This window comes from Spiroplasma endosymbiont of Lonchoptera lutea (assembly GCF_964019715.1).
Classification (GTDB): domain Bacteria; phylum Bacillota_I; class Bacilli_A; order Mycoplasmatales; family Nriv7; genus Nriv7.
In genome coordinates this window covers 656,143-680,717 of sequence record NZ_OZ026463.1, presented here as the reverse complement: position 1 = coordinate 680,717, position 24,575 = coordinate 656,143, and the positions used below count along the sequence as shown (strand labels likewise).

At 25.7% G+C, this 24,575-nt stretch carries 29 protein-coding genes and 4 pseudogenes; 19 read left to right on the top strand and 14 right to left on the bottom strand.

Annotated elements, in window-relative coordinates; translation table 4 throughout:
- Positions 1 to 32: 32 nt before the first annotated feature.
- Genes AACK97_RS03940 through ileS form a run of 4 tightly spaced genes read right to left on the bottom strand, consistent with a single transcriptional unit; the run spans position 33 to position 5,628 of the window.
- Positions 33 to 1,370, bottom strand: a complete 1,338-nt coding sequence (locus AACK97_RS03940) for a hypothetical protein (protein WP_338966725.1) — start codon at positions 1,368 to 1,370, stop codon at positions 33 to 35.
- A 49-nt stretch (positions 1,371 to 1,419) separates the two neighbouring features.
- Entirely contained in the window at positions 1,420 to 2,346 is a 927-nt protein-coding gene (locus tag AACK97_RS03935; protein ID WP_338966724.1) for an RluA family pseudouridine synthase, read from the bottom strand.
- 1 nt (position 2,347) lies between these two features.
- On the bottom strand, positions 2,348 to 2,887 hold the full coding sequence (lspA, locus tag AACK97_RS03930; protein ID WP_338966723.1) for a signal peptidase II: 540 nt from the start codon (positions 2,885 to 2,887) through the stop codon (positions 2,348 to 2,350).
- Positions 2,887 to 5,628 (bottom strand): isoleucine--tRNA ligase, encoded by a 2,742-nt coding sequence (ileS, locus tag AACK97_RS03925; protein ID WP_338966721.1) that lies wholly within the window; start codon positions 5,626 to 5,628, stop codon positions 2,887 to 2,889. Before ileS ends, lspA begins: the two co-directional genes overlap by 1 nt.
- A 323-nt stretch (positions 5,629 to 5,951) precedes the next feature.
- Here ileS and AACK97_RS03920 point away from each other — a divergent pair, with 323 nt between their 5' ends.
- Entirely contained in the window at positions 5,952 to 6,230 is a 279-nt protein-coding gene (locus AACK97_RS03920; protein ID WP_338966718.1) for a transposase, read from the top strand.
- Positions 6,231 to 6,322: 92 nt separating this feature from the next.
- Here the strand turns inward: AACK97_RS03920 and AACK97_RS03915 are convergent.
- Positions 6,323 to 6,976: pseudogene (locus AACK97_RS03915) on the bottom strand (IS30 family transposase); the annotation flags it as partial.
- Between the two features lie 28 nt (positions 6,977 to 7,004).
- Positions 7,005 to 7,658, bottom strand: a pseudogene (locus tag AACK97_RS03910) (IS30 family transposase); the annotation flags it as partial.
- An 82-nt stretch (positions 7,659 to 7,740) separates the two neighbouring features.
- Here AACK97_RS03910 and AACK97_RS03905 point away from each other — a divergent pair.
- From AACK97_RS03905 to AACK97_RS03880, 6 genes and pseudogenes are all read left to right on the top strand, one after another.
- A pseudogene (locus AACK97_RS03905) lies at positions 7,741 to 8,580 on the top strand (IS30 family transposase); the annotation flags it as partial.
- Between the two features lie 72 nt (positions 8,581 to 8,652).
- Positions 8,653 to 8,931 carry a transposase gene (locus AACK97_RS03900; protein ID WP_338966718.1) on the top strand — a complete coding sequence of 93 codons (279 nt, stop codon included), beginning with the start codon at positions 8,653 to 8,655 and terminating at the stop codon, positions 8,929 to 8,931.
- Positions 8,932 to 8,963: 32 nt separating this feature from the next.
- A complete protein-coding gene (locus AACK97_RS03895; RefSeq protein ID WP_338966717.1) occupies positions 8,964 to 9,296 on the top strand; it encodes an IS3 family transposase in 333 nt (110 codons plus the stop codon).
- Positions 9,297 to 9,376: 80 nt separating this feature from the next.
- Positions 9,377 to 10,321, top strand: coding sequence for an IS30 family transposase (locus AACK97_RS03890; RefSeq protein WP_338966716.1), 945 nt, complete (start codon positions 9,377 to 9,379; stop codon positions 10,319 to 10,321).
- A 23-nt stretch (positions 10,322 to 10,344) separates the two neighbouring features.
- Positions 10,345 to 10,845, top strand: a pseudogene (locus AACK97_RS03885) (IS3 family transposase); the annotation flags it as partial.
- Positions 10,817 to 11,677 (top strand): hypothetical protein, encoded by an 861-nt coding sequence (locus tag AACK97_RS03880; protein WP_338966715.1) that lies wholly within the window; start codon positions 10,817 to 10,819, stop codon positions 11,675 to 11,677. The pseudogene AACK97_RS03885 and the gene AACK97_RS03880, both read left to right, overlap by 29 nt.
- Positions 11,678 to 11,776: 99 nt before the next feature.
- Here AACK97_RS03880 and AACK97_RS03875 read toward each other — a convergent pair whose 3' ends face one another.
- Positions 11,777 to 12,721 carry an IS30 family transposase gene (locus AACK97_RS03875; protein ID WP_338966714.1) on the bottom strand — a complete coding sequence of 315 codons (945 nt, stop codon included), beginning with the start codon at positions 12,719 to 12,721 and terminating at the stop codon, positions 11,777 to 11,779.
- 130 nt (positions 12,722 to 12,851) lie between these two features.
- On the opposite strand from AACK97_RS03875, the gene AACK97_RS03870 reads away from it, so the two are divergent.
- Positions 12,852 to 13,094 carry a hypothetical protein gene (locus AACK97_RS03870; RefSeq protein WP_338966713.1) on the top strand — a complete coding sequence of 81 codons (243 nt, stop codon included), beginning with the start codon at positions 12,852 to 12,854 and terminating at the stop codon, positions 13,092 to 13,094.
- 28 nt (positions 13,095 to 13,122) lie between these two features.
- Entirely contained in the window at positions 13,123 to 14,115 is a 993-nt protein-coding gene (locus AACK97_RS03865; RefSeq protein WP_338966712.1) for a hypothetical protein, read from the top strand.
- A gap of 89 nt (positions 14,116 to 14,204) precedes the next feature.
- Here the strand turns inward: AACK97_RS03865 and AACK97_RS03860 are convergent, their stop codons facing one another.
- The gene (locus tag AACK97_RS03860) at positions 14,205 to 15,149 is read right to left on the bottom strand and encodes an IS30 family transposase (RefSeq protein WP_338966714.1); all 945 of its coding nucleotides are present in this window, start codon (positions 15,147 to 15,149) and stop codon (positions 14,205 to 14,207) included.
- Positions 15,150 to 15,207: 58 nt separating this feature from the next.
- Between AACK97_RS03860 and AACK97_RS03855 the strand changes: the two genes are divergently transcribed.
- Positions 15,208 to 15,519, top strand: coding sequence for a hypothetical protein (locus AACK97_RS03855; RefSeq protein ID WP_338968914.1), 312 nt, complete (start codon positions 15,208 to 15,210; stop codon positions 15,517 to 15,519).
- Between the two features lie 9 nt (positions 15,520 to 15,528).
- The gene (locus AACK97_RS03850; RefSeq protein ID WP_338968042.1) at positions 15,529 to 15,774 is read left to right on the top strand and encodes a hypothetical protein; all 246 of its coding nucleotides are present in this window, start codon (positions 15,529 to 15,531) and stop codon (positions 15,772 to 15,774) included.
- Between the two features lie 54 nt (positions 15,775 to 15,828).
- Here the strand turns inward: AACK97_RS03850 and AACK97_RS03845 are convergent, their stop codons facing one another.
- The 6 genes from AACK97_RS03845 to AACK97_RS03820 form a co-directional block, all read right to left on the bottom strand.
- Positions 15,829 to 16,773 (bottom strand): IS30 family transposase, encoded by a 945-nt coding sequence (locus tag AACK97_RS03845; RefSeq protein WP_338966716.1) that lies wholly within the window; start codon positions 16,771 to 16,773, stop codon positions 15,829 to 15,831.
- Between the two features lie 201 nt (positions 16,774 to 16,974).
- Positions 16,975 to 17,139: a hypothetical protein gene (locus tag AACK97_RS03840; RefSeq protein WP_338968912.1), complete on the bottom strand. Its 165-nt coding sequence runs from the start codon at positions 17,137 to 17,139 to the stop codon at positions 16,975 to 16,977.
- On the bottom strand, positions 17,133 to 18,077 hold the full coding sequence (locus AACK97_RS03835) for an alkaline phosphatase (protein ID WP_338968911.1): 945 nt from the start codon (positions 18,075 to 18,077) through the stop codon (positions 17,133 to 17,135). Before AACK97_RS03835 ends, AACK97_RS03840 begins: the two co-directional genes overlap by 7 nt.
- Positions 18,067 to 18,897 (bottom strand): hypothetical protein, encoded by an 831-nt coding sequence (locus AACK97_RS03830; RefSeq protein WP_338968910.1) that lies wholly within the window; start codon positions 18,895 to 18,897, stop codon positions 18,067 to 18,069. Before AACK97_RS03830 ends, AACK97_RS03835 begins: the two co-directional genes overlap by 11 nt.
- Positions 18,898 to 19,048: 151 nt before the next feature.
- Complete coding sequence (locus tag AACK97_RS03825) at positions 19,049 to 19,987, bottom strand: hypothetical protein (RefSeq protein WP_338968908.1); 939 nt, start codon at positions 19,985 to 19,987, stop codon at positions 19,049 to 19,051.
- A gap of 285 nt (positions 19,988 to 20,272) precedes the next feature.
- Entirely contained in the window at positions 20,273 to 20,908 is a 636-nt protein-coding gene (locus AACK97_RS03820; RefSeq protein WP_338968906.1) for an IS30 family transposase, read from the bottom strand.
- A gap of 254 nt (positions 20,909 to 21,162) precedes the next feature.
- On the opposite strand from AACK97_RS03820, the gene AACK97_RS03815 reads away from it, so the two are divergent.
- The 8 genes from AACK97_RS03815 to AACK97_RS03780 all read left to right on the top strand — a co-directional run bounded on the left by AACK97_RS03815 (position 21,163) and on the right by AACK97_RS03780 (position 24,371).
- The gene (locus AACK97_RS03815; RefSeq protein WP_338968397.1) at positions 21,163 to 21,489 is read left to right on the top strand and encodes a hypothetical protein; all 327 of its coding nucleotides are present in this window, start codon (positions 21,163 to 21,165) and stop codon (positions 21,487 to 21,489) included.
- A 2-nt stretch (positions 21,490 to 21,491) separates the two neighbouring features.
- Positions 21,492 to 21,713, top strand: a complete 222-nt coding sequence (locus tag AACK97_RS03810) for a hypothetical protein (RefSeq protein WP_338968396.1) — start codon at positions 21,492 to 21,494, stop codon at positions 21,711 to 21,713.
- Positions 21,714 to 21,877: 164 nt separating this feature from the next.
- Positions 21,878 to 22,108, top strand: coding sequence for a hypothetical protein (locus AACK97_RS03805; RefSeq protein WP_338968394.1), 231 nt, complete (start codon positions 21,878 to 21,880; stop codon positions 22,106 to 22,108).
- A gap of 49 nt (positions 22,109 to 22,157) precedes the next feature.
- On the top strand, positions 22,158 to 22,406 hold the full coding sequence (locus AACK97_RS03800) for a hypothetical protein (RefSeq protein ID WP_338968904.1): 249 nt from the start codon (positions 22,158 to 22,160) through the stop codon (positions 22,404 to 22,406).
- Between the two features lie 24 nt (positions 22,407 to 22,430).
- Positions 22,431 to 23,414 (top strand): hypothetical protein, encoded by a 984-nt coding sequence (locus tag AACK97_RS03795; protein WP_338968902.1) that lies wholly within the window; start codon positions 22,431 to 22,433, stop codon positions 23,412 to 23,414.
- A 6-nt stretch (positions 23,415 to 23,420) separates the two neighbouring features.
- Complete coding sequence (locus tag AACK97_RS03790; protein WP_338968900.1) at positions 23,421 to 23,705, top strand: hypothetical protein; 285 nt, start codon at positions 23,421 to 23,423, stop codon at positions 23,703 to 23,705.
- A gap of 2 nt (positions 23,706 to 23,707) precedes the next feature.
- Positions 23,708 to 23,956 carry a hypothetical protein gene (locus tag AACK97_RS03785; RefSeq protein WP_215826579.1) on the top strand — a complete coding sequence of 83 codons (249 nt, stop codon included), beginning with the start codon at positions 23,708 to 23,710 and terminating at the stop codon, positions 23,954 to 23,956.
- 22 nt (positions 23,957 to 23,978) lie between these two features.
- Positions 23,979 to 24,371 carry a hypothetical protein gene (locus AACK97_RS03780; protein WP_338968898.1) on the top strand — a complete coding sequence of 131 codons (393 nt, stop codon included), beginning with the start codon at positions 23,979 to 23,981 and terminating at the stop codon, positions 24,369 to 24,371.
- The last annotated feature ends 204 nt before the right edge of the window (positions 24,372 to 24,575 follow it).

Here is a 24,575-nt window from a genome sequence, read left to right as displayed (position 1 = left end):
TATCTAAATATACCAAAAATATCTAATTTTTCCTATGAAATTAAACCTAGCTTAACATAATCTTCAAGAATTGTATGAGTTCAACCATCTTCATCAGTAAAAAAACGATTATTAGTTAAATACAAAATTAATACCACTAACACTAATACTAAAACAACAACAACAGCAACACCGCGCTTTCATTCTCATGCTTGCTTAGTATAACCTAAAAAATAACTAATAAAAAAACTAACGAAAAAAGTCAAAACTAATGGCATTGCTAAACGGTCACCACTTGAAATAAATGTTACCAACATAAAAACTGTTGGTAAAATTAGTCTTCTGCGAACAACAAAAGCTGAAAAATCCTTTTTAGTAAAACTAAAAATATAAAGTGGTGGAATTACCATTCATGCTCAATATAAAGGTCCTGTTAAAATATTTGGTATCTTTTGCGACTTAAAATGATACATCGCACTAGCAACAACTGAATGAGTAAAGCCAACAATTACTGTTGTACAAAGAATAATTAACCCTAACTTTCATGGTTTATAAAATGACTCAACTAAACGAGCACAATAAAAAATAACTAAACACGATAAAAATAAATTAAACATATTGTCACCCGCTAATGGATAAACTATTCATCGCCAAAACTGACCAGCTTGAAAAATTAAATGTTTATAAGAACCACCTAACATTAATTGTGACTCAAATCCCCCATCAATTAAACTATTATCATTTTTTCCTTGCAAAATCTCACGAATTTGTGGCACAAAAAATGGCACTAAAATTGGTAATAGCAAGGGAATAAATGTAAACACATAAGCTAAAAATATATTTTGCTTAGTTGTTAAATTATGAAAATCCTTCATTCGTTTTTGCAATAACGAACCTTCTTTTAAATCATCACTAGTAATTGACTTCGGATCAAAAACTTCGTCATCATTACTAGGTTTTTCTTGAAAAGTAATGGTTTCAATTTGATCAATTTGTGAATAAATTGGTTTCAATTGCGCAACTAAAGTTTCTGGATTAACAAAAACAATCCCATCGTTATTACTAAAAAGCAATGGTTCATGAATAACTTTAGTTAATACAATTGTTAATACTTGTAATTTACTATGACTACTAGTAGCAATTTCTTTACGAAAACTATCAATATCTAACTGATTTTGTTTTAAATCTTTTGTCGATCACATCTCTGAATGATTAAAATAATCCAAAATCTTAATAACTTGATAACTCTTATTAAATAAATTAATTAAATATAAATTATGTTCTTTATTTCGCTTTCAGCGTCATTTCCGCTGATGAATTTGATATTTTTCAATTTGTTTAAAATACTCAACTAATTGCATTTTTAAAATATCAAATGTATTTCTTTCCATTGTCATACTCCCTTATTAGATAAAGCTTATCACTAAGTGATTAAAAACCTTATTGTAAACTATCTAACCTTGTTTTAAAAGATTCTGGTAATTCACAATTCAACTGCATTTTTTTACCACTAATAGGATGAATAAATGCAATCTCATGAGCATGTAAATATTGTTCATAAGGTTCATCTAAATCTTGTTTAATTCCATATAAATGATCTCCTAAAATAGGATGTTTAATAGAACTTAAGTGAACACGAATTTGATGTGTTCTTCCTGTTAATAACTCACATTCAAGAAAAGTAATATTACTTTCTAAAAATCTTTTAATAACATTAAATTTAGTTTGAGCTGGTTTACTATTTTTAAAAACAATCGCCATTCGTTTACGATTTTTAGGATCACGACCAATGGGACCATCAATAAAGCCATTCTCTTTATTAATAATACCACGAACAAGAGCAAAATACTTTCTAGTTAAAGATTTATTTTGTAACTGACTAGTTAACTTTTGATGAACAGAATTACATTTAGCAATAATAAGTAACCCTGTTGTATTTTTATCTAAACGATGGACAATACCTGGTCTTGCGATATCATTATCAGATAATTTAATATCTTTAGCTAATAAAATATTAACTAGTGTATTATCTCAATTACCAACTCCGGGATGAACAACAAGATTTTTTGGTTTATTTATTACCAATAAATAATCATCTTCATAAACAATATCTAAATCTTTTTCATCAAGATTTTCGCCTTGTCAAGATTTCTCTTCTTGAAAATTAATTATAATCACATCATCTTGCTTAACATTATAGTTATTAGTAATAATTTGATTATTAACAATAACTTTTTTATTAGTAATTAATTTTTGAATTTGACTACGAGAAAGTCCTCTAATTGCAGAAAATTTTAATTGCAAATACTTATCAATTCTTTTAATACTTGGTGTATCTTCAACAATAATAACTAATTTCTTTTCCATCTTATTGTTCTCAATAACTAGTTATTGGTGTTAAAATAATTGCAAAAATAATTACCATTGTTCCGCCAACCACAAACATATCGGCAATATTAAAAATTGAATATGGTGGAAATAATTGTCAAGAAAAATAATCAACAACACCTCATTCAACAATTTGATTTGAAAACCGATCACCAAAATTACTTAATGCACCCGCAACAATTAATGCTAAACCAATATTCATCATTGTTGTTTGGGCAAATAAAAATCCTACTAAAATTAATAAAATAATAATACTTTGCACAACAACCATTAATTGAGGATTTTCAGCACCAATTCCAAATGCCGCTCCTGTGTTATATACTAACTCTATTTGAATAAATCCTGGTAAAAAATTAACCATTTCATTTAAATTATTAATAACAACATTTTTAATTACAAAATCAATTAAAATCAGAATAAAAATACCTATTAACAATAATAATTTTTTCTTTAAATTTCAAGTATAATTACTGAAATATTCCTTAACTGAATTTTTTCACTGTTTTAAATGACGATTCATTATTTATTTTCCTCTAATTTACTAATAACCTTTTGACAACGAGAACAAAGTTCATCCATCGTAACACTCACAATCATTCAACAACGAACACACTTATCACCAAGTTTTAATTTTACCGCAATTTTAGCCGTTGGATACTGAACACCCTCACTTAAATTATTAATAACAATTAACTCACTAATAATAAACATTTGTCCTAAATTATTTATTGTTGCTAACTCTTGATAATTATCATTTAACTCCATAATAACTTGAGCTTGTAAAGACTTACCAATAATTCTTTCATTTCTTGCTAGTTCTAATGCCTTATTAACATCTTCGCGTAATTGTAAAAGTTTATATCCAATATTTTTAATTTCCTTAATATTTTCAAATGTTGGTAAGACAACCATATCCATTAAATGAATTGAAGATAATTTATTTGTTAACGGTAAATACTCATAAACTTCTTCACAAGTGTGAACTAAAATTGGTGCCAAATTAAACAATAGCGCTTGTAAAATATAATAAATTGTTGTTTGTACTTGTTTTCGACGCATACTATTTGCTTCTTCAATATACAAAATATCTTTAGTAAAATCAAGATAAAATGCTGAAAGGCTATTAACAATAAAATTATTTGTTAATACATATACTTCATTAAAATCATAATTATTATATGCTACTTGGGTTGCTTGATGATATTCTTGAGTTTTAACTAATAAATACTGATCAACTATTTCATACTCTTTAACAATATGTTCTAATTTAAAATCAAATAAATTTCCTAACATAAAACGCATTGTATTACGAATCTTACGATAGGTTTCACTAACTTGTTTTAAAATATCATTACCAATTTTCATTTCATCAGTATAATCAACTGATGAAACCCATAATCGTAAAATATCACTGCCATAAGTATTACATACTTCCAAAGGGTCAACAACATTACCTAATGATTTTGACATTTTTTTACCTTTTTCATCATTAATAAAGCCGTGAATAATTACTTGTTCATAAGGAGCTCGTTTTAATGGACTAATAACACCCGTAGTTAATGAAGAATTAAATCATCCCCGAAACTGATCACTGCCTTCTAAATAAAGATCCACAGGATATTTTCAATGCTTTTGTTGCCACAAGTTTCAATGCGAAATTCCACTATCAAATCAAACATCCATAATATCAGTTTCTTTACGAAACTTACCATTAGGGGCTTGATGATGCACATAATTTTTTGGCAATAACTTATCTAATGATCAACTTCATCAAATTGCTGTTCCATATTGCGCAATTAAATCACGAAAATGTTTAATTAATGCCACATCATAAATCGGTTCATTATCTTCACCATATAAAATAGTAATCGGTACTCCCCATAATCTTTGACGCGAAATACATCAATCATCACGATGCATAATCATCTGACGCATTCTTTCTTGCCCTCAAACTGGTAAATATTTAACTTGATTAATTTGTTCCAATAATTGTGATTTAATCGCACTAATAGCAACAAACCATTGTTCAGTTGCACGATAAATAATTGGCTTTTTAGTCCTTCAATCATGAGGATAAGAATGCTTAATAAAAGATAAAGCTAATAATCTATTGTCAGCTTTTAATCTGGTAGTAATAATTTTATTAGTATCTTCATAAAATTTACCATATAATTGTTCATCATTAATTATATCAGTAAAATAACCAGCATCATCAACACTAACAATTGGAGCAGTATTATTTTGTTGACCAATAATAAAATCATCAACGCCAAAACCACAAGCAGTATGAACTAATGCTGTCCCCTCAGTTAAAGTAATATGATGTCCTAAAACTACTTTATTAATAATATTGCTATATAACGGATGAAAATAAGTAATACCAACTAAATTAGCTCCAATTAATTGTTTAATAACTTTAACATCTAATAACTGACATTGTTCACTAACTTTTGCTAATAATTCCTTAGCAACGACCAATTTACCTTGGTTGGAGTTAATAACAACATATTCAATATCTTTACCAACAGCAATAAATTGATTACTAGTTAATGTTCACGGTGTTGTCGTTCATACTACTAATCGTACATCATTATCTAAAACACCATTACCAGCTTTCAAATCACAAGCAACAAAAATACTTGGTGATGTCTTTTCCATATATTCTACTTCTGCTTCAGCTAACGCTGTCTGACTACTTGGTGACCAATATACAGGTTTTAATCCCCGATAAATAAGCTTTTGTTCAATCATCATTATTAAAAAATCAATTTGATAACCTTCATATGTGGGAACACAAGTAATATATTCATCATTAGGAATATTTAATAACCCTAAACGAGCAAATTGTTGCTTTTGAATTGCTATTTGCTCTTGAGCATATTCATAACACTTATTACGAAATAAAACTGGATCTGATTTTTTTCACTCAATATTTAACTTAGTAACTGCGGTTTCAATTGGTAATCCATGTGTATCTCAACCAAATAATAATGGTGCATAATAACCATTAAAACTACGATTTCGCACAATAATATCTTTTAAAATTTTATTCAAAGCATGACCAACATGAATACTACCATTAGCATAAGGTGGTCCATCATGTAAAATAAACTTTTTACCAAATTCATTTTTCAATAAAATTTGTGACCATAATTGTTCTTTTTGCCACTTTTGCTGATAATGCAGTTCTTTATCTTTTAAATTAGCTCGCATTTCAAACATAGTTTGTGGCATTAACAAAGTACTTTTTCAATCACGCATCTACAATTCTCCTTTTTTTAAGAAATTCTCTTACTAACCTTAATAAACATCCAAAATCTAGTTTATTGACGACAAAATGTCTAACAACTGAAACAATAATATCACATTTATTAGCGACATTAAAACCTTCCCTAAATGAATTTATCGTGCACAACTAAGCAATCATTAGATAATCATTTCACAATAAATTATAACACTAACCTAAAATAACAAAAAGTAGAAGGTAAATATTGGTCGCGTTTAGTTTTCTTATGGATAGGCTACAATAAGTTGGACCATAATTATATAGACTTCAAAATTATTAAGAAAGAAGGAATATAAAAATGGGAAATAAAACCTCATACTCTGAAGAATTTAAAAAACAAATTGTAATGCTATACAAAAATGACAAAAGTGTTATTAATTTAGGGAAAGAATATAATTTACCAAAACCAACTATTTATAGTTGAATTAAAAATTATAATAATTCTGGGTCATTTAAAGCAAAAGATAATCGCACTGTCGAAGAAAATGAATTAATTTACTTGCGAAAAGAAAACCAACAATTACGAATGGAAAATGACATTTTAAAGCAAGCAGCACTGATAATCGGGAAAAAATAACAATAATTAATAACAACAAAAATAAATATTCAGTGAGGAAAATATGTAAGATTTTAGGTTTCCTGAATTGTAAATATAAATGGGACAGTTTTTTAAAATAATTGTATTAAATCTATTGGTCTTTTATAAGATAATGATTTTCTGGGTGTAGAATTAATTTGAAATGCTATAGAATTTAAGTCTTTTTGTTTATATGAAGATAAATCAGTAGATTTTGGTAAATATCTTCTTAAAATACCATTATTGTTCTCATTTAAACCTCTTTGACAAGGTTTTCCGGCATCTGCAAAATAAATTTTAACATTACAATTTTTTTCAATTAATTTTCATTTACTAAATTCTTTACCACGATCAAAAGTAATAGTTTTAATTGTTCCTGGTATTAATTTTGAAATAAATTTTATTATACTTTGTGTAATACTTTCTGCTTTATGATTTTTAGTTTTCAAAGGAATTGTGGTTTTTGATCATATATCAGCTAAAGTAATAATAGAACTTTTATGATCTTTACCAACGATAGTATCTCCCTCTAAATGGCCAAATTCTTGTATATTTTTAATATTTGGAATGATTAAATTTCTTTCATGAATAGATTTACAATTATTAATTCTGCCCCTAGTTTCTTTTTGTTTATGAGGTTTATTTTTGCCTTTTCTCAATAAATTTTTTTCATCAAAACCCATTCGATTTGTTTTAAACATGTTATATAAAGTTTTTGTTGAAATATTTTTTATTTTATTTTTCCTGAATTGTAAATATAAATGGGACAGTTTTTTAAAATAATTGTATTAAATCTATTGGTCTTTTATAAGATAATGATTTTCTGGGTGTAGAATTAATTTGAAATGCTATAGAATTTAAGTCTTTTTGTTTATATGAAGATAAATCAGTAGATTTTGGTAAATATCTTCTTAAAATACCATTATTGTTCTCATTTAAACCTCTTTGACAAGGTTTTCCGGCATCTGCAAAATAAATTTTAACATTACAATTTTTTTCAATTAATTTTCATTTACTAAATTCTTTACCACGATCAAAAGTAATAGTTTTAATTGTTCCTGGTATTAATTTTGAAATAAATTTTATTATACTTTGTGTAATACTTTCTGCTTTATGATTTTTAGTTTTCAAAGGAATTGTGGTTTTTGATCATATATCAGCTAAAGTAATAATAGAACTTTTATGATCTTTACCAACGATAGTATCTCCCTCTAAATGGCCAAATTCTTGTATATTTTTAATATTTGGAATGATTAAATTTCTTTCATGAATAGATTTACAATTATTAATTCTGCCCCTAGTTTCTTTTTGTTTATGAGGTTTATTTTTGCCTTTTCTCAATAAATTTTTTTCATCAAAACCCATTCGATTTGTTTTAAACATGTTATATAAAGTTTTTGTTGAAATATTTTTTATTTTATTTTTCCTGAAATGTAAAATTAAAAAGGACACTTATATAAAAAACAAATTGTGTTAATTCTATAATTAAGAAAAGAAAGGAATTAGCACAATGTATAAGTATCTGACTATTGAATCAATAATAGCAATAAAAGAATATAAAAGTTATGGATTTTCTATTCGTAAAATAGCAAAAGCAATTGATTATAGTAAATCAACTGTACACAGAGTTTGTAAATTATTAAATCAAAACTTATTACCATTAGAAATATTGAATCAAGTTCAAAAAAATAAACAAAATGCAGGTAGAAAATTAATAATTTTAACTTTAACAGAAATTAATACTATCAATCATTTGTTAATTACTAAAAATTATGCTCTTGATATAATTGCTGATTTTTTAAAGAAAAATAAAATAAAAAATATTTCAACAAAAACTTTATATAACATGTTTAAAACAAATCGAATGGGTTTTGATGAAAAAAATTTATTGAGAAAAGGCAAAAATAAACCTCATAAACAAAAAGAAACTAGGGGCAGAATTAATAATTGTAAATCTATTCATGAAAGAAATTTAATCATTCCAAATATTAAAAATATACAAGAATTTGGCCATTTAGAGGGAGATACTATCGTTGGTAAAGATCATAAAAGTTCTATTATTACTTTAGCTGATATATGATCAAAAACCACAATTCCTTTGAAAACTAAAAATCATAAAGCAGAAAGTATTACACAAAGTATAATAAAATTTATTTCAAAATTAATACCAGGAACAATTAAAACTATTACTTTTGATCGTGGTAAAGAATTTAGTAAATGAAAATTAATTGAAAAAAATTGTAATGTTAAAATTTATTTTGCAGATGCCGGCAAACCTTGTCAAAGAGGTTTAAATGAGAACAATAATGGTATTTTAAGAAGATATTTACCAAAATCTACTGATTTATCTTTGGATAGGCTACAATAAGTTGGACCATAATTATATAGACTTCAAAATTATTAAGAAAGAAGGAATATAAAAATGGGAAATAAAACCTCATACTCGGAAGAATTTAAAAAACAAATTGTAATGCTATACAAAAATGACAAAAGTGTTATTAATTTAGGGAAAGAATATAATTTACCAAAACCAACTATTTATAGTTGAATTAAAAATTATAATAATTCTGGGTCATTTAAAGCAAAAGATAATCGCACTGTCGAAGAAAATGAATTAATTTACTTGCGAAAAGAAAACCAACAATTACGAATGGAAAATGACATTTTAAAGCAAGCAGCACTGATAATCGGGAAAAAATAACAATAATTAATAACAACAAAAATAAATATTCAGTGAGGAAAATATGTAAGATTTTAGGTTTACTAAAATCAACATATTATTATCAAACTAATAAATGCACCAAGTTTGATGTTAATAATTATGAACAAGAAGTTATCAGTGCATTTAATAAAAGTCGCAAGATTTATGGTGCTCGTAAAATTAAAGCTGTTTTAATAAGAAAAAATATCATTTTATCACGACGAAAAATCCGATTCATTATGATCAAAAATAATTTGGTTTCTAAATACACCAAGTTAAAATATTGTAATCATAAAAAAACAGTTAATAATGACGAAATTAATAATGTTTTAAATCGGCTGAATTATACTTGTAAGTGCAAGTAAATAAAATTGCAAAAGATTTCATATAAAAATTTCATGATGCTAAGTTTATTTTAGAAAAAGTAAATTTAAGGAGTTTTTATATGGGATACAAACATCTTGGCATAGATGAAAGAATTTATATTGAGAATCAATTGAAATTTAAAGTAAAAATTAGTGAAATAGCTAAAAATCTTAATCGAAGTATTAGTACTATTAATCGAGAAGTTAATAGAAATAAAGATAATAATCATTATTTTTCATTAATTGCACAAAATAAAGCAGAAAATAGAAAACAATTACATGTTTATTTTCATAAATTTAAAAATAGAGAATTAGTAAAATATGTACAACAAAAATTATTATTAGGTTGATCGCCTGAACAAATTTATGGCAGAATTAAAAATTTTCATCAAGAATGAATTATTAGTTTTAAAACAATTTACAATTGAATTTATTCTGGATTACTTGAAAAGGTTACTAGTAAAAATTTAAGAAGAAAAGGTAAGAAACGAAAATCTCAAGAAAATCGGGGTAAATTTAATGGTAAATCCATTAAAGAACGAAATGTTAATAATCGCATAACTCTTGGCCATTGAGAAGGTGATACTGTAGTATCATCACGAGGTAAAAGTAAATCATGTTTAATAACTTTAGTTGAAAGAACATCAAGATTTACTTTAGCAATATTAGTTGAAAATAGAACTACTAAAGTTATTAACAAAAATATTAGTCATTATTTATCAATTCTTCCAAATAATCTTGTTAAGACTATAACATTTGATAGGGGTAAAGAATTTGCTAATTGACAACAACTTGAAAAAAATTTAAATGTGAAAATTTATTTTGCTGATGCATATTCGCCTTGACAAAGAGGTACTAATGAAAATACTAATGGTTTAATTAGAGAAAAATTTCCTAAAAAATTTAATTTTTCAAACACTACTAAAAATGCAGTTCATAAATTTATATTGTCTTTAAACCAAAGACCAAGAAAAATACTAAATTATCTTTCGCCAATCGAATATTTGGTTAGAAAAATAATTTAGTTGCACTTAACTTTACAATTTGGCATCGTCAATTTAATGACAAAAAACCAAATGAAGTTGTTGTTAGTGATTTAACATATGTTCAAGTTGGCACTAAATGACATTATATTTGTTTATTAATTGACTTGTTTAATCGCGAAGTAATTGGCTATAGTGCTGGACCAAATAAAACTGCTGAATTAGTTCAACAAGCTTTTCACAAGATAACACGACCATTAAATAAAATAACTTTATTTCATACTGATCGTGGTAATGAGTTTAAAAATAAAATTATTGATGAAATTTTAATAACCTTTAAAATTAAAAGATCATTAAGCTCCAAAGGATGCCCATATGATAATGCTGTTGCTGAAGCAACTTACAAAACCTTTAAAACCGAATTTATTAACGGTAAAAAATTTGCAAACTTAACACAACTAAAATGCGAACTATTTGATTTTGTTAATTGATATAACAATATTCGAATTCATGGCAGTTTAAATTATTTAACTCCCGTTGAATTTAGAAAATACCAGTCTACATAAAAAGTGTCCTAAAAAGGGTTGCCAATCCACTTCATATAAACAAAAATTATTATTAGGTTGATCGCCTGAACAAATTTATGGCAGAATTAAAAATTTACAAGGTGAGGGTTTAAAAAAAGATGAAGATGAAATTAAATCAATAAATGCAAAAGTATTAGAAAAATGTTCAATAAAGGAAGAACAAAAACATAATTTAGATTATACAGGAGCATATCAACCACAAGGTTTAAATGCTGTGAATCAAAATATTATTATTTCGCAAAAGACTTTAAAAGATGCAATTGCAAATTTATCAGATTATACTAAATATTTTGATCATTATTATGAAGATAAAGACGGCCCAGCAAAAAGTAGTACTCCAAACCCACAAACTGTATTACCTTCAACAAGTACAACAGATAATCAAGTTAAATTTAAAAATATTTCAGAAGATATTCAAAATATTATTAATTTACCAGAATCAAATATTTATACTGACACAGTTACAGTAACATTTGAACTTGCTAAAAATTCATTTGCGGGATTTAAACCTGGTTTTTTAAACCAATCTTCTAAATCTGGCAATAATAATAGCAAATCAAAGAATACTACTTTAAAAAAGGAAGAAAAAAAATTATCAAGGGTTATTACCGAAACTAAGTTAGGAAAAATATCAAATAATAGTTCACAAACAATTTTAAAACATGTTAAGGAACTAAATTCTAATTTAGATATTAATAAAATCAAAATTGAAAGTATTACTAATAACAGTGCAGAAATTAGTTCAAAGTATGAGATTAATTGAAAAAAATATGCACCACAATTAATTAATAGGTGGTTGAATAGCAGCTAGTAAAAATTTAGAACAAAAGAGAAAAAAAATTTTTAAAAAATTAGATTGTGAAATATCTTATTTTGAAGCCTGAATTGTAAATATAAATGGGACAGTTTTTTAAAATAATTGTATTAAATCTATTGGTCTTTTATAAGATAATGATTTTCTGGGTGTAGAATTAATTTGAAATGCTATAGAATTTAAGTCTTTTTGTTTATATGAAGATAAATCAGTAGATTTTGGTAAATATCTTCTTAAAATACCATTATTGTTCTCATTTAAACCTCTTTGACAAGGTTTGCCGGCATCTGCAAAATAAATTTTAACATTACAATTTTTTTCAATTAATTTTCATTTACTAAATTCTTTACCACGATCAAAAGTAATAGTTTTAATTGTTCCTGGTATTAATTTTGAAATAAATTTTATTATACTTTGTGTAATACTTTCTGCTTTATGATTTTTAGTTTTCAAAGGAATTGTGGTTTTTGATCATATATCAGCTAAAGTAATAATAGAACTTTTATGATCTTTACCAACGATAGTATCTCCCTCTAAATGGCCAAATTCTTGTATATTTTTAATATTTGGAATGATTAAATTTCTTTCATGAATAGATTTACAATTATTAATTCTGCCCCTAGTTTCTTTTTGTTTATGAGGTTTATTTTTGCCTTTTCTCAATAAATTTTTTTCATCAAAACCCATTCGATTTGTTTTAAACATGTTATATAAAGTTTTTGTTGAAATATTTTTTATTTTATTTTTCTTTAAAAAATCAGCAATTATATCAAGAGCATAATTTTTAGTAATTAACAAATGATTGATAGTATTAATTTCTGTTAAAGTTAAAATTATTAATTTTCTACCTGCATTTTGTTTATTTTTTTGAACTTGATTCAATATTTCTAATGGTAATAAGTTTTGATTTAATAATTTACAAACTCTGTGTACAGTTGATTTACTATAATCAATTGCTTTTGCTATTTTACGAATAGAAAATCCATAACTTTTATATTCTTTTATTGCTATTATTGATTCAATAGTCAGATACTTATACATTGTGCTAATTCCTTTCTTTTCTTAATTATAGAATTAACACAATTTGTTTTTTATATAAGTGTCCTTTTTAATTTTACATTTCAGGTTTTATAAGGTTAAATCATATTTTGTTTAGAAAGGGGGTGATTATATGTTTAGAACTTTTCTTGATGGAGCAATAACACCGGTAGCAATTACTGGTGAACAAGCGGTCACTAACTTATGAAAAGCATTAATTAAAGCGTTCGGTAATATTTGAACTGATATTATTGGTGGTAATATGCCAAATGTCGTTAATTTCTTTGCTACATATTGAGTTTTCTTGCTTGGCGTGATTATTGGCTTATTTTTAATCGCTTTCAAAATGTTTGAAAAATTAATGCCCGGCAGATAGTAATAAAAATAAAGAAAGTGTGATTTAAATGATGCTATTGTCTAAAAAAATAAATTTAAGATTATATGATTTTGTCGCTTTAAATCGCACTTTATTTATTATTGCGTGATTTTATGGTGCGATTTTGCATTATTATAATCCCCAAAGTTGACGAATGTTATTTGATATTATTTATTTATTAATTGCTTTGTATATTTTGTATACTAAAATTTCTCATTTCTTTGCACGGCGTAGTTTTATTAATTTCTTATTAAATTCGCCTTTAAATTTAGTAATTGGTGCCTTAGGAACTGGGAAAACTGCTTTAATGGTTTTGGCTTCTTACTTATTAAGTGGTTGAAAAACGACTTCTACTTTTCCGATTACAGATAAACAAATGCTTTCATTAGGGCATATGTCACTTTTAGATTATAATTATCCAATTTTAGATGAAAAACATTTACTGTTATGAGATGAAACTAACTTATTTTTAGAAGGAACTGATTATAAAGAAAATGATAGGGTAACCCAAGGTTTACAAGAATATTTCGTTTCGGCTCGCCAATTTACCCATATTGTATTAGCAAGCGGGCAACGAGCTGAACATATATGAGTTAAAGTTCGTGATATTGCGAATTCAATAATTGTTGGCATTAGAAAAAAACCCGTTAGTATCTTTCGACCCTATTTACAAGTTATTTATGGCACTTTTAAATCGGTAAGCGAATACGAGCAATGACGATTAACGCTAATTAATGCTAAAAATGATAAAAAAGGTCGCAAAATTAAGTATCGCAGCATTCCGGAATTAGATATTTATTTCTTTAAATTGAAAATCCCAATGTCAATCTTAAATCTTTACGATAATAAATATTTATCATTCTTGCGTGAATTAAGTAATCGTGCTTTGAATGATAATTATCAACATAAATTTTGAAATGATAATGTAATGGATATTGAAGCATTAGAATATTTAAAAATGGAAAAATTTAGCAAGATACTTACTAAGTTAAAAAATAATTTGAATAAAAAAAATAAGTAAAGGAGTTTAAAAAATGGAAAACTTAGAAAAAATGGCTAGTTTGATTGGCGATATGTTTCCTGAATTGTAAATATAAATGGGACAGTTTTTTAAAATAATTGTATTAAATCTATTGGTCTTTTATAAGATAATGATTTTCTGGGTGTAGAATTAATTTGAAATGCTATAGAATTTAAGTCTTTTTGTTTATATGAAGATAAATCAGTAGATTTTGGTAAATATCTTCTTAAAATACCATTATTGTTCTCATTTAAACCTCTTTGACAAGGTTTTCCGGCATCTGCAAAATAAATTTTAACATTACAATTTTTTTCAATTAATTTTCATTTACTAAATTCTTTACCACGATCAAAAGTAATAGTTTTAATTGTTCCTGGTATTAATTTTGAAATAAATTTTATTATACTTTGTGTAATACTTTCTGCTTTATGATTTTTAGTTTTCAAAGGAATTGTGGTTTTTGATCATATATCAGCTAAAGTAATAATAGAACTTTTATGATCTTTACCAACGATAGTATCTCCCTCTAAATGGCCAAATTCTTGTATATTTTTAATATTTGGAATGATTAAATTTCTTTCATGAATAGATTTACAATTATTAATTCTGCCCCTAGTTTCTTTTTGTTTATGAGGTTTATTTTTGCCTTTTCTCAATAAATTTTTTTCATCAAAACCCATTCGATTTGTTTTAAACATGTTATATAAAGTTTTTGTTGAAATATTTTTTATTTTATTTTTCTTTAAAAAATCAGCAATTATATCAAGAGCATAATTTTTAGTAATTAACAAATGATTGATAGTATTAATTTCTGTTAAAGTTAAAATTATTAATTTTCTACCTGCATTTTGTTTATTTTTTTGAACTTGATTCAATATTTCTAATGGTAATAAGTTTTGATTTAATAATTTACAAACTCTGTGTACAGTTGATTTACTATAATCAATTGCTTTTGCTATTTTACGAATAGAAAATCCATAACTTTTATATTCTTTTATTGCTATTATTGATTCAATAGTCAGATACTTATACATTGTGCTAATTCCTTTCTTTTCTTAATTATAGAATTAACACAATTTGTTTTTTATATAAGTGTCCTTTTTAATTTTACATTTCAGGTTTTATAAAGTTTTTGATTTAATTTGAACTTTAATTATTCCCGGGACAGATATTCGCATTATTATTTTTCCGCTAATTATGCTTGTGATAAATCTTGTAATTGGTGGCATTTTAGGTATTCATATCGAACGACCAAAAGTTGGTTTTCGTAAAAAATATCGAAAATCAGTTGCTAATTGAGGAACTAAGAAGCAATCATCTAGTGGTCCAATTAAGAAATTTAGTGGTAATAGTTCTAAAAACAGACCGTGAGTTAACCAACACGGACGGCGAATAAAAAGGTAGGTTTTTAAAATGTTTAAATTAATAATTTTATTTATTCTTGTTGCTGTTTTTTCTATTTTTGCTTTAAACGACTTTTTAGGTTTATGAGCCTATGTGCGTGAAGGTTTAGAATATTTTAATAAAGTTTTATCAAATAATATTAAAATTTTAGATTTGTTTAAACCAATGATAAGGTTATTTTCTCAACATCCAATTTTCCAAATTTTAGGAACGATTTGTATTTTATCAACAATATACTTTATTTTAAGAAGTTAAACGCAAAAGAAAGGATAAATAAATATGTATGCCAAATTGTAAAGTTAAGTGCAACTAAATTATTTTTCTAACCAAATATTCGATTGGCGAAAGATAATTTAGTATTTTTCTTGGTCTTTGGTTTAAAGACAATATAAATTTATGAACTGCATTTTTAGTAGTGTTTGAAAAATTAAATTTTTTAGGAAATTTTTCTCTAATTAAACCATTAGTATTTTCATTAGTGCCTCTTTGTCAAGGTGAATATGCATCAGCAAAATAAATTTTCACATTTAAATTTTTTTCAAGTTGTTGTCAATTAGCAAATTCTTTACCCCTATCAAATGTTATAGTCTTAACAAGATTATTTGGAAGAATTGATAAATAATGACTAATATTTTTGTTAATAACTTTAGTAGTTCTATTTTCAACTAATATTGCTAAAGTAAATCTTGATGTTCTTTCAACTAAAGTTATTAAACATGATTTACTTTTACCTCGTGATGATACTACAGTATCACCTTCTCAATGGCCAAGAGTTATGCGATTATTAACATTTCGTTCTTTAATGGATTTACCATTAAATTTACCGCGATTTTCTTGAGATTTTCGTTTCTTACCTTTTCTTCTTAAATTTTTACTAGTAACCTTTTCAAGTAATCCAGAATAAATTCAATTGTAAATTGTTTTAAAACTAATAATTCATTCTTGATGAAAATTTTTAATTCTGCCATAAATTTGTTCAGGCGATCAACCTAATAATAATTTTTGTTGTACATATTTTACTAATTCTCTATTTTTAAATTTATGAAAATAAACATGTAATTGTTTTCTATTTTCTGCTTTATTTTGTGCAATTAATGAAAAATAATGATTATTATCTTTATTTCTATTAACTTCTCGATTAATAGTACTAATACTTCGATTAAGATTTTTAGCTATTTCACTAATTTTTACTTTAAATTTCAATTGATTCTCAATATAAATTCTTTCATCTATGCCAAGATGTTTGTATCCCATATAAAAACTCCTTAAATTTACTTTTTCTAAAATAAACTTAGCATCATGAAATTTTTATATGAAATCTTTTGCAATTTTATTTACTTGCACTTACAAGTATAATTCAGCTTATAAATTAATTAAAAGCAAATAAAATAGTACTCTTAATAAAGAGTACTATTACCAAAATTTTCTATCAGTTTTTAATCAGTTACTTTCTAATTATTGATTTTGTAAAATTATTTTAATTGTTAACGATTTATTAATTTTCTTTTGATATTCTTTAGCAATTTGCAATGCTTTGGGCAAAGAAAAAACCTTATATAATCATTTATCATTATGCATAATTCGAAATAAATTTAAGTCTTTTTGTTCAATAATTAACATTCCGATATCACATCCTCATAATATTCTTGATAATTAATAAATGGTGAATAAATAACCTTTCCTTGTCAATAATCAGGACTATCCAACTCCATTAATCAAGCCAATGTGGCTGTAATATCATATTGAATAGTTTGCTCTAAAAACTGCCCTGTATTTTTAACACCAGCACCATAAAAGAAAACTGGTACTTTAATCTCATAATCATTAAAATTACCGTGGCAATCATCACCTTGACCTTTGCCACCATGATCAGCAATAAAAACAAATAATGTATTATCTTTCATTTCGGAAATATGACTAATCGTTTCTAAAACTTGTTTTACCCACAAATCAACTTGCAACGCCATTGTTTTAATTTCTGTTGTTTGATGACCAATCTTATGTCCAACAGTATCTGGTTCATTAACATAAACAAAAGATAATTCCGGTTTTTTAGCAATTAAATATTGACAATAATCATCAATAATCATCTGATTAGGTTTAATGTTATCATTACTACTAATTCAAATAGTTTTCTTAGTTGGTTTTCAAGAATCAACATCTTTAACCATCACATTACTTCAATAATCTAATGAATTAACATCTAAAATATATTGGAATTGCGATCACCGAAAAAATGCTGCTGTTTTCAAATTAGTTTGCTTTTTAAACAATGTAAAAATACTAGGGACATTTTTATTATTCACATAATCATAAACACTTTTTGCGTCACCCGTTTCGGAATCTCATTGCGTACGCCCATGAAAATTAGGTGCGGTCCCACATAATAACGATGTTCAGTTAACACTAGACATAATCGGAACAACACTCCGACTATTTAACGAATATGCGCCTTTTTCCATTAACATTTTAAAAGTACTTCCAGCATTATCTTCTAGTAAATATGATCCATAAGCATCCGACCCAAAAATAACAATATACTTAATATTATTCAACATATTTTATTCCTACCTTATGCAAAACCTCATAAATATTAGTCGTTGAAGCTTGAACTAAATCAACACCAAGTAAATAAGCAATTATTGATGCAATATCAACATTACTAGTTGGTCTAACAATTTTATGAGTTTTCCCTTGTAAATGACTATCAATTATATTTAAAGGAATAACTAATTCACGCGAATCTAATCCGCCTTGATTCTCAACTCCTTGATGATATCCACCAGATGTTGAAGTAATAATAACTGTTGATTGGGGATTTTTCAAAATCATTTCATTAATAGCAATAACTTTTTCTTGCAATAATGCAGCATACTCATTAGTATTGAAACCTTGTTTAATACCAATATCATACATTTCGTCATCATAAATAGTTAATAACTGATATTCATTAATATTAACATCAACATAATTAATGGTATCCTTAACAATAAACTCATCTAACAAAAATTTTTCCAACATATTTTCAATCATATGAAAATTAGTAATTATACTTAATTTATAATCAGGCTTTTGCTTTTTAATACTATAAAAAATTGTTGGATACATATTATCCTTAGTATTCAAAACCGCCGTAACCAAACGATTGTTTTCTCAATTAGTAACCCCATGAAACTCCAATGGCGCACCTGTTAAAATTGAAGCCATATTATATGGTGGTAAAGTTGGTAAAATGGCACGATGCTGTTGAAAATAAATCATATTTTCTTTTGGTAATGTTTGCTTTAAACTATTAATTTTAGTTGTTAGCCCTGCAAGAACTATTAAAATAATATTTGTTCGTGGTTTAACAATCTTCTTAGTTTTTTGATAAAGCATTAAAAGTCTCCTTCCTTCTATCTAGTTGCTATTATAACGCAAAAAAAATGAAAGAAAATTCAAAATTAATAATAATATCCCACACCCAAATAAAAACTGCTTCTTATTTTTATTAAGAAGCAGTTTTTAGAATTATTAAATAATAAATTACTTAAAACCGTTGGTGTTGTCTTTTAGTATCAATATTTGATAAATCAATAACTAGCGGTTGATCATCTTTTTGAAGTAATGCTTGAAATACTTGATAAACAATAGTATACATAAAAATTAAATTTATCGTTGCTCCAATATTACTAAAAAATCCACGATTTTCACGACTAAACATTTGACTTAAATAACCAATAGTATTAATTACAAGAACAATAAGCATTTTAACTAATATAAAAATAATACTAAAACCAATCATTAACTTAGCAAACTGATCATTAAATGACTTTACTGGCACATTTTGTAAAGAATTACTATCTGGTAAATTAACATTTTTTAATTTACTAATTGACAATAAGCCCATCACCCCAAATAATAAGAATACCCCAGCAATACTTAAAGTAATAATAAAGGGTTGTTTTATATTAACAATTTCACTATTAAGATTTTTTGTCAATAGTAAAACAGCAGTAAAAATTATTAACATCGCACCTGATAAAGCAAAAACACTTGATTCATGTAGTGCCATTTTTCTTTTCGCTTTAATACCCGTCTCAATTCTTTTTTGATCTAATGAAAGCAACATAAATCCAGTAAAAAATGTCATATTAAAGAAACTATAAACTAAAATTAATCAACGATGTTTAATAAATTGCTCATCATTAAGTGATATTGCTCATTTAATAATTAAAGCACTATAAATTAATTGCATTGCTCCAATATAAATAATTAATGCCATAACTGGAAAATAACCCTTATTTATAATATCAGTAATTACCGTACGAAAATCATTATCATAGGCTGTTAACTCCGTAATCTCATTTCTTAATGCTGCAATTGTATAAAAAGTAATCATTGTTAACACAAAGAACGCGCCAATAAACACAAAAACATTAGCAAAAATTATAAAAAAACGGCGAAATGCAAAATTAGAATTTCTCATTATAAAAAACCTCCTTCATTTAATTATATCCTATCTTGTTTAAAAAAGAAAAACAAAATATCTAAACTAATTCTTGACATTTTTTAAAGCATCTAGTCAACTAGCAAGCAATATTATAAAATAATACCGTTCCTTGAAGATAAATAACAAAGTGAAAGATTTTTGCAGCATTAGAAAAATTAACTACCACTTCAATATTAGAATCAATTTTTTTTAAATCATTATTAATTTTTTCTGTTAAATCATCAAGATTTTTAAGATGCCAAATTGTAAAGTTAAGTGCAACTAAATTATTTTTCTAACCAAATATTCGATTGGCGAAAGATAATTTAGTATTTTTCTTGGTCTTTGGTTTAAAGACAATATAAATTTATGAACTGCATTTTTAGTAGTGTTTGAAAAATTAAATTTTTTAGGAAATTTTTCTCTAATTAAACCATTAGTATTTTCATTAGTACCTCTTTGTCAAGGTGAATATGCATCAGCAAAATAAATTTTCACATTTAAATTTTTTTCAAGTTGTTGTCAATTAGCAAATTCTTTACCCCTATCAAATGTTATAGTCTTAACAAGATTATTTGGAAGAATTGATAAATAATGACTAATATTTTTGTTAATAACTTTAGTAGTTCTATTTTCAACTAATATTGCTAAAGTAAATCTTGATGTTCTTTCAACTAAAGTTATTAAACATGATTTACTTTTACCTCGTGATGATACTACAGTATCACCTTCTCAATGGCCAAGAGTTATGCGATTATTAACATTTCGTTCTTTAATGGATTTACCATTAAATTTACCCCGATTTTCTTGAGATTTTCGTTTCTTACCTTTTCTTCTTAAATTTTTACTAGTAACCTTTTCAAGTAATCCAGAATAAATTCAATTGTAAATTGTTTTAAAACTGTGTAAAGCACACACTTATGTTAGTTTTACACAAAATCAATAAATAAATATGAGCTCATTTATTTATTGCAAGAAATATAAGGTTAAATTAACACTTATTATTTTTAATTATGCTTTATATTTTTTTGCACCAATGAAATCAAACTAAGTTAATTAGTAAACGAAGTTTACTAACAAAAATTGTTAAACATTCAAATCTGCGATATATGAATGTTTAAAAAACTTAGTTAAATAACTTAGTTTATAACAAATAAGAAAGGTAATTTACTATGAAAAAAATTGAAAACATTTTCTTAAATACTAAAAAATATCTCTTAAAAGAAACTCAAAACGCAATTTTAATCAAGGCACCAAAAATTCCGTGATTTAATAAACAAATCGGTATTTGGTTTCCAAAACGATTTGTTTATAAAGGAAAATATGAAAATTCAATTTGCATCGGAATAATCAAGAATAATGAATACCAAGTAATTTCAATTAATCAACCAGAGCAAGAAACCAAGTTAATTAAAGGACAAGAATTATTAAGTTTCTTCATTGTCGAAAAAGAAAACAATAAAAAAGATACAAATTATAACTATTTTAAAGGAGTTTAAAAATGAATATTGCAATTGGACTAATATTTATTATTATCAGCATAATGCTATCGGCATATTTTGCTTATAAAATTTATGCCAAAATAAAAATGCGAATTAAATATAAAAATGCCATTAAAAATAATTCTGGTAATTTTACAAAAGACGAAAAAGTATTTATTGCTCGCTTTAAAGAATGAGTTAAAGCTCCTAATTCAAAAGAAAATAACGAGGATGAAAAATAATGTTTTGAGAAATTATTATGGAATTCTTAAAACTGTTTGTTCCGATAGAAAAAATGCCTACACAAGTTGCGTTTATTGCCGAATTAATTATTATAATTACTTTTATTTTCGCATTAATCTCAATTATGTATTTACCAATAAAAATAATTTTTGGGAGATAAAAAATGACAATAAATTTAAAAGAATTTAATTGAGAACAAATTAAACAAACTTTCTGAGATTTATTTATTCAAATTACAACTATCCCGGCGCATGTTACTGGTGGTAAAGAAATTAAATTAATAGAAGCACCACTTTGACTTTTAATAGCAAACATTGCTTTTTGATTTTTAACAGCAATTATGGTGTGATTTATTCTAATGCTACTTTGGAAAACCATATCAGTATTTAGATAGAAGCGAAATTAATGTCAAGAAGTTATATTAAAAGAAAGGGGGTGATTATATGATTGGAACTTTCTTAGTGGGAGAAACACCAGTAACAGTAGAAAAAATAACAGCTAGTGACGCAATGACTAAATTATGAAATGCGATCATAACAGCGTTTACTAAAATGTGAGAAATTATTGCTGTTAATATGCCACAAGTTGGTAACTTCTTTGCTGACTATTGAATATTCATTTTTCCATTTATTTTGGCAATATTCTTTATTTGCTTTAAAATGTTTGAAAAACTACTTGGAGCAGTACGCTAATAAAAAAATAAAGTGAGGTGTAAGATGAAATTTTGCAAATGAATAATAGAAAAAAATAACCATTTTATTGAATTAAATCGCACCTCATTTTTAATTTTATGACATTGAGGAGCAATTTGATATATTTACAACGGTTATTTTAAAAACATTGTGAGCTATTTATTTTTAGCAGGTTGTATTTTAATTTTCCTTTTTAAAATTAGTAATTTAACACAAATTAACAAAGTTATTAATTTCTTAAAAAACTCACCATTAAATATTGTTATTGGTTCATTAGGAACTGGAAAAACCGCCTTTCTAATATACGCATCAAAATTACTAAAAAAGAAAAAATATCATATCGCATCAACATTTCCATTACTAGAAACCCAAAAATTAAGTTTAGGGCATATGGGATTGTTAGACTTTGATTATCCGGTATTGCCGGACAAAACCTTACTTTTGTGAGATGAAACTAATTTATTTTTAGAAGGAACTGATTGAGAAAAAAATAATACCAAAAACGAAGAAACCGGTATTCAAGAATATTTCGCTCTAGCACGACATTTTGGTCATATTGTGTTGGCTAGCGGTCAAAGAGATAAACATATTTGAGTTAAAGTTCGTGATATTGCCAACAATGTGATTGTGGGAATTCGCAAAAAACCAGTTAATATTTTTCGCCCCTACTTAAAAGTCATTTATGGCACCTTTACGAGCATTGAAGAATATGAACGCTGACGAAACACCTTAATTGATGCTAAAAATAATAAAAGGGGCCGTCGCATTAAATATCGTGATATTCCTGAACTTGATATTTATTTTTTTAAACTAAAAATTCCTCTACCAATATTAAACACTTACAATTCTTTTTATCTAGCATTTTTAAGAGATTACTTAAATGCAAAAGTAAATCCTGACTATGAAGACAAATACTATACTGACACAGCAATTGATTTAGAAGACTTAGAATACTTAAAAATGGATAAATTCAGCAAATTTTTAAGAAAAATGAAAGAAAAGGAATAATAAAAAATGGAAAATCTCGTAAAAATGGCCGACTTTCTCGCCCAAATGCTTTATAAAGTTTTTGATTTAATTTGAAGCCTTGAAGTGCCAGGAACGAATATTCAACTAATATTTCCTTTATTCTTAACGCTGGCTGTAGAATTTCTTATGGCAATTATTCTTGGATTTGGTAGTCAACAAGTTAATTTAGAAAAACAACGCCAATATGCCGTTAAAAATAAAGGGCGGCTAAGTGCGTGAGGAAAAGCTAAAAAACAAATAAAACCATTAAAAGCAAAACAAGGTAACTAATAATGTTTAAACTAATTATTATTTTTATCTTAATAACTGTTCTTGGACTTTTAGCTGGTAGTCATTTTGAAACTTTAACAAACTATATTAGCGAAGGGCTTGCCAATTTTCAAAAGTTTATTACTAGCAATTTAACAATTTTAGAACTATTTAAACCAATGGCTCGGACATTCTCGCAACATCCAATCTTTACCATTCTTGGTGTCACTTGTGTACTTATTGCTTTATTTATTGTGATTAAAGGACGATAAAAAATATGAAGGGAGAATTAAAATGAAAAAATTTTTAGGAAAATTATTTAAAAAAGACAATTCAAAAGAAAAAACGCCTTTAAAATTAAGAATTAAAAATTCTTTTAAAAAACAGTGGTTAAAAATAATATTAAGTATCATTTTCATCTTTATAAGTTTATTAATTTGTGCATTTACAGTAATCGATACTAAATGAATAACTGGAACAAGGGATGAATTTAATAAATTTATGAATGAAGAGATGGTTAAATTCTTTGGTAAATTCAATAGTGGTATTATGTTAGCAGGAATATTTATTTTCTGATGAGGCGGAGCAATATATTTTGCAATTAAACTTGAAAAATTAATCCGCTTTATTATTCAAAAAATTAAATTTAAAAGAGCCTTAAAAAATGAAACTAAACAAGTTAATTAATTTTTTAAAAAGATATTGATGAATAATACTTAATTACATTATATTCATATCTTTAAGTATAGTTTTATTATTACATACAGATATTGAAAATTTGCAACAATTCATTAAAAATTTTGGAACAATTGGTAAGTTAATGATTATAGGTTATTCCTTAGTATGACTAACCATAACAGAAATAGTGAACTGTTTAATTCGTTTTATATT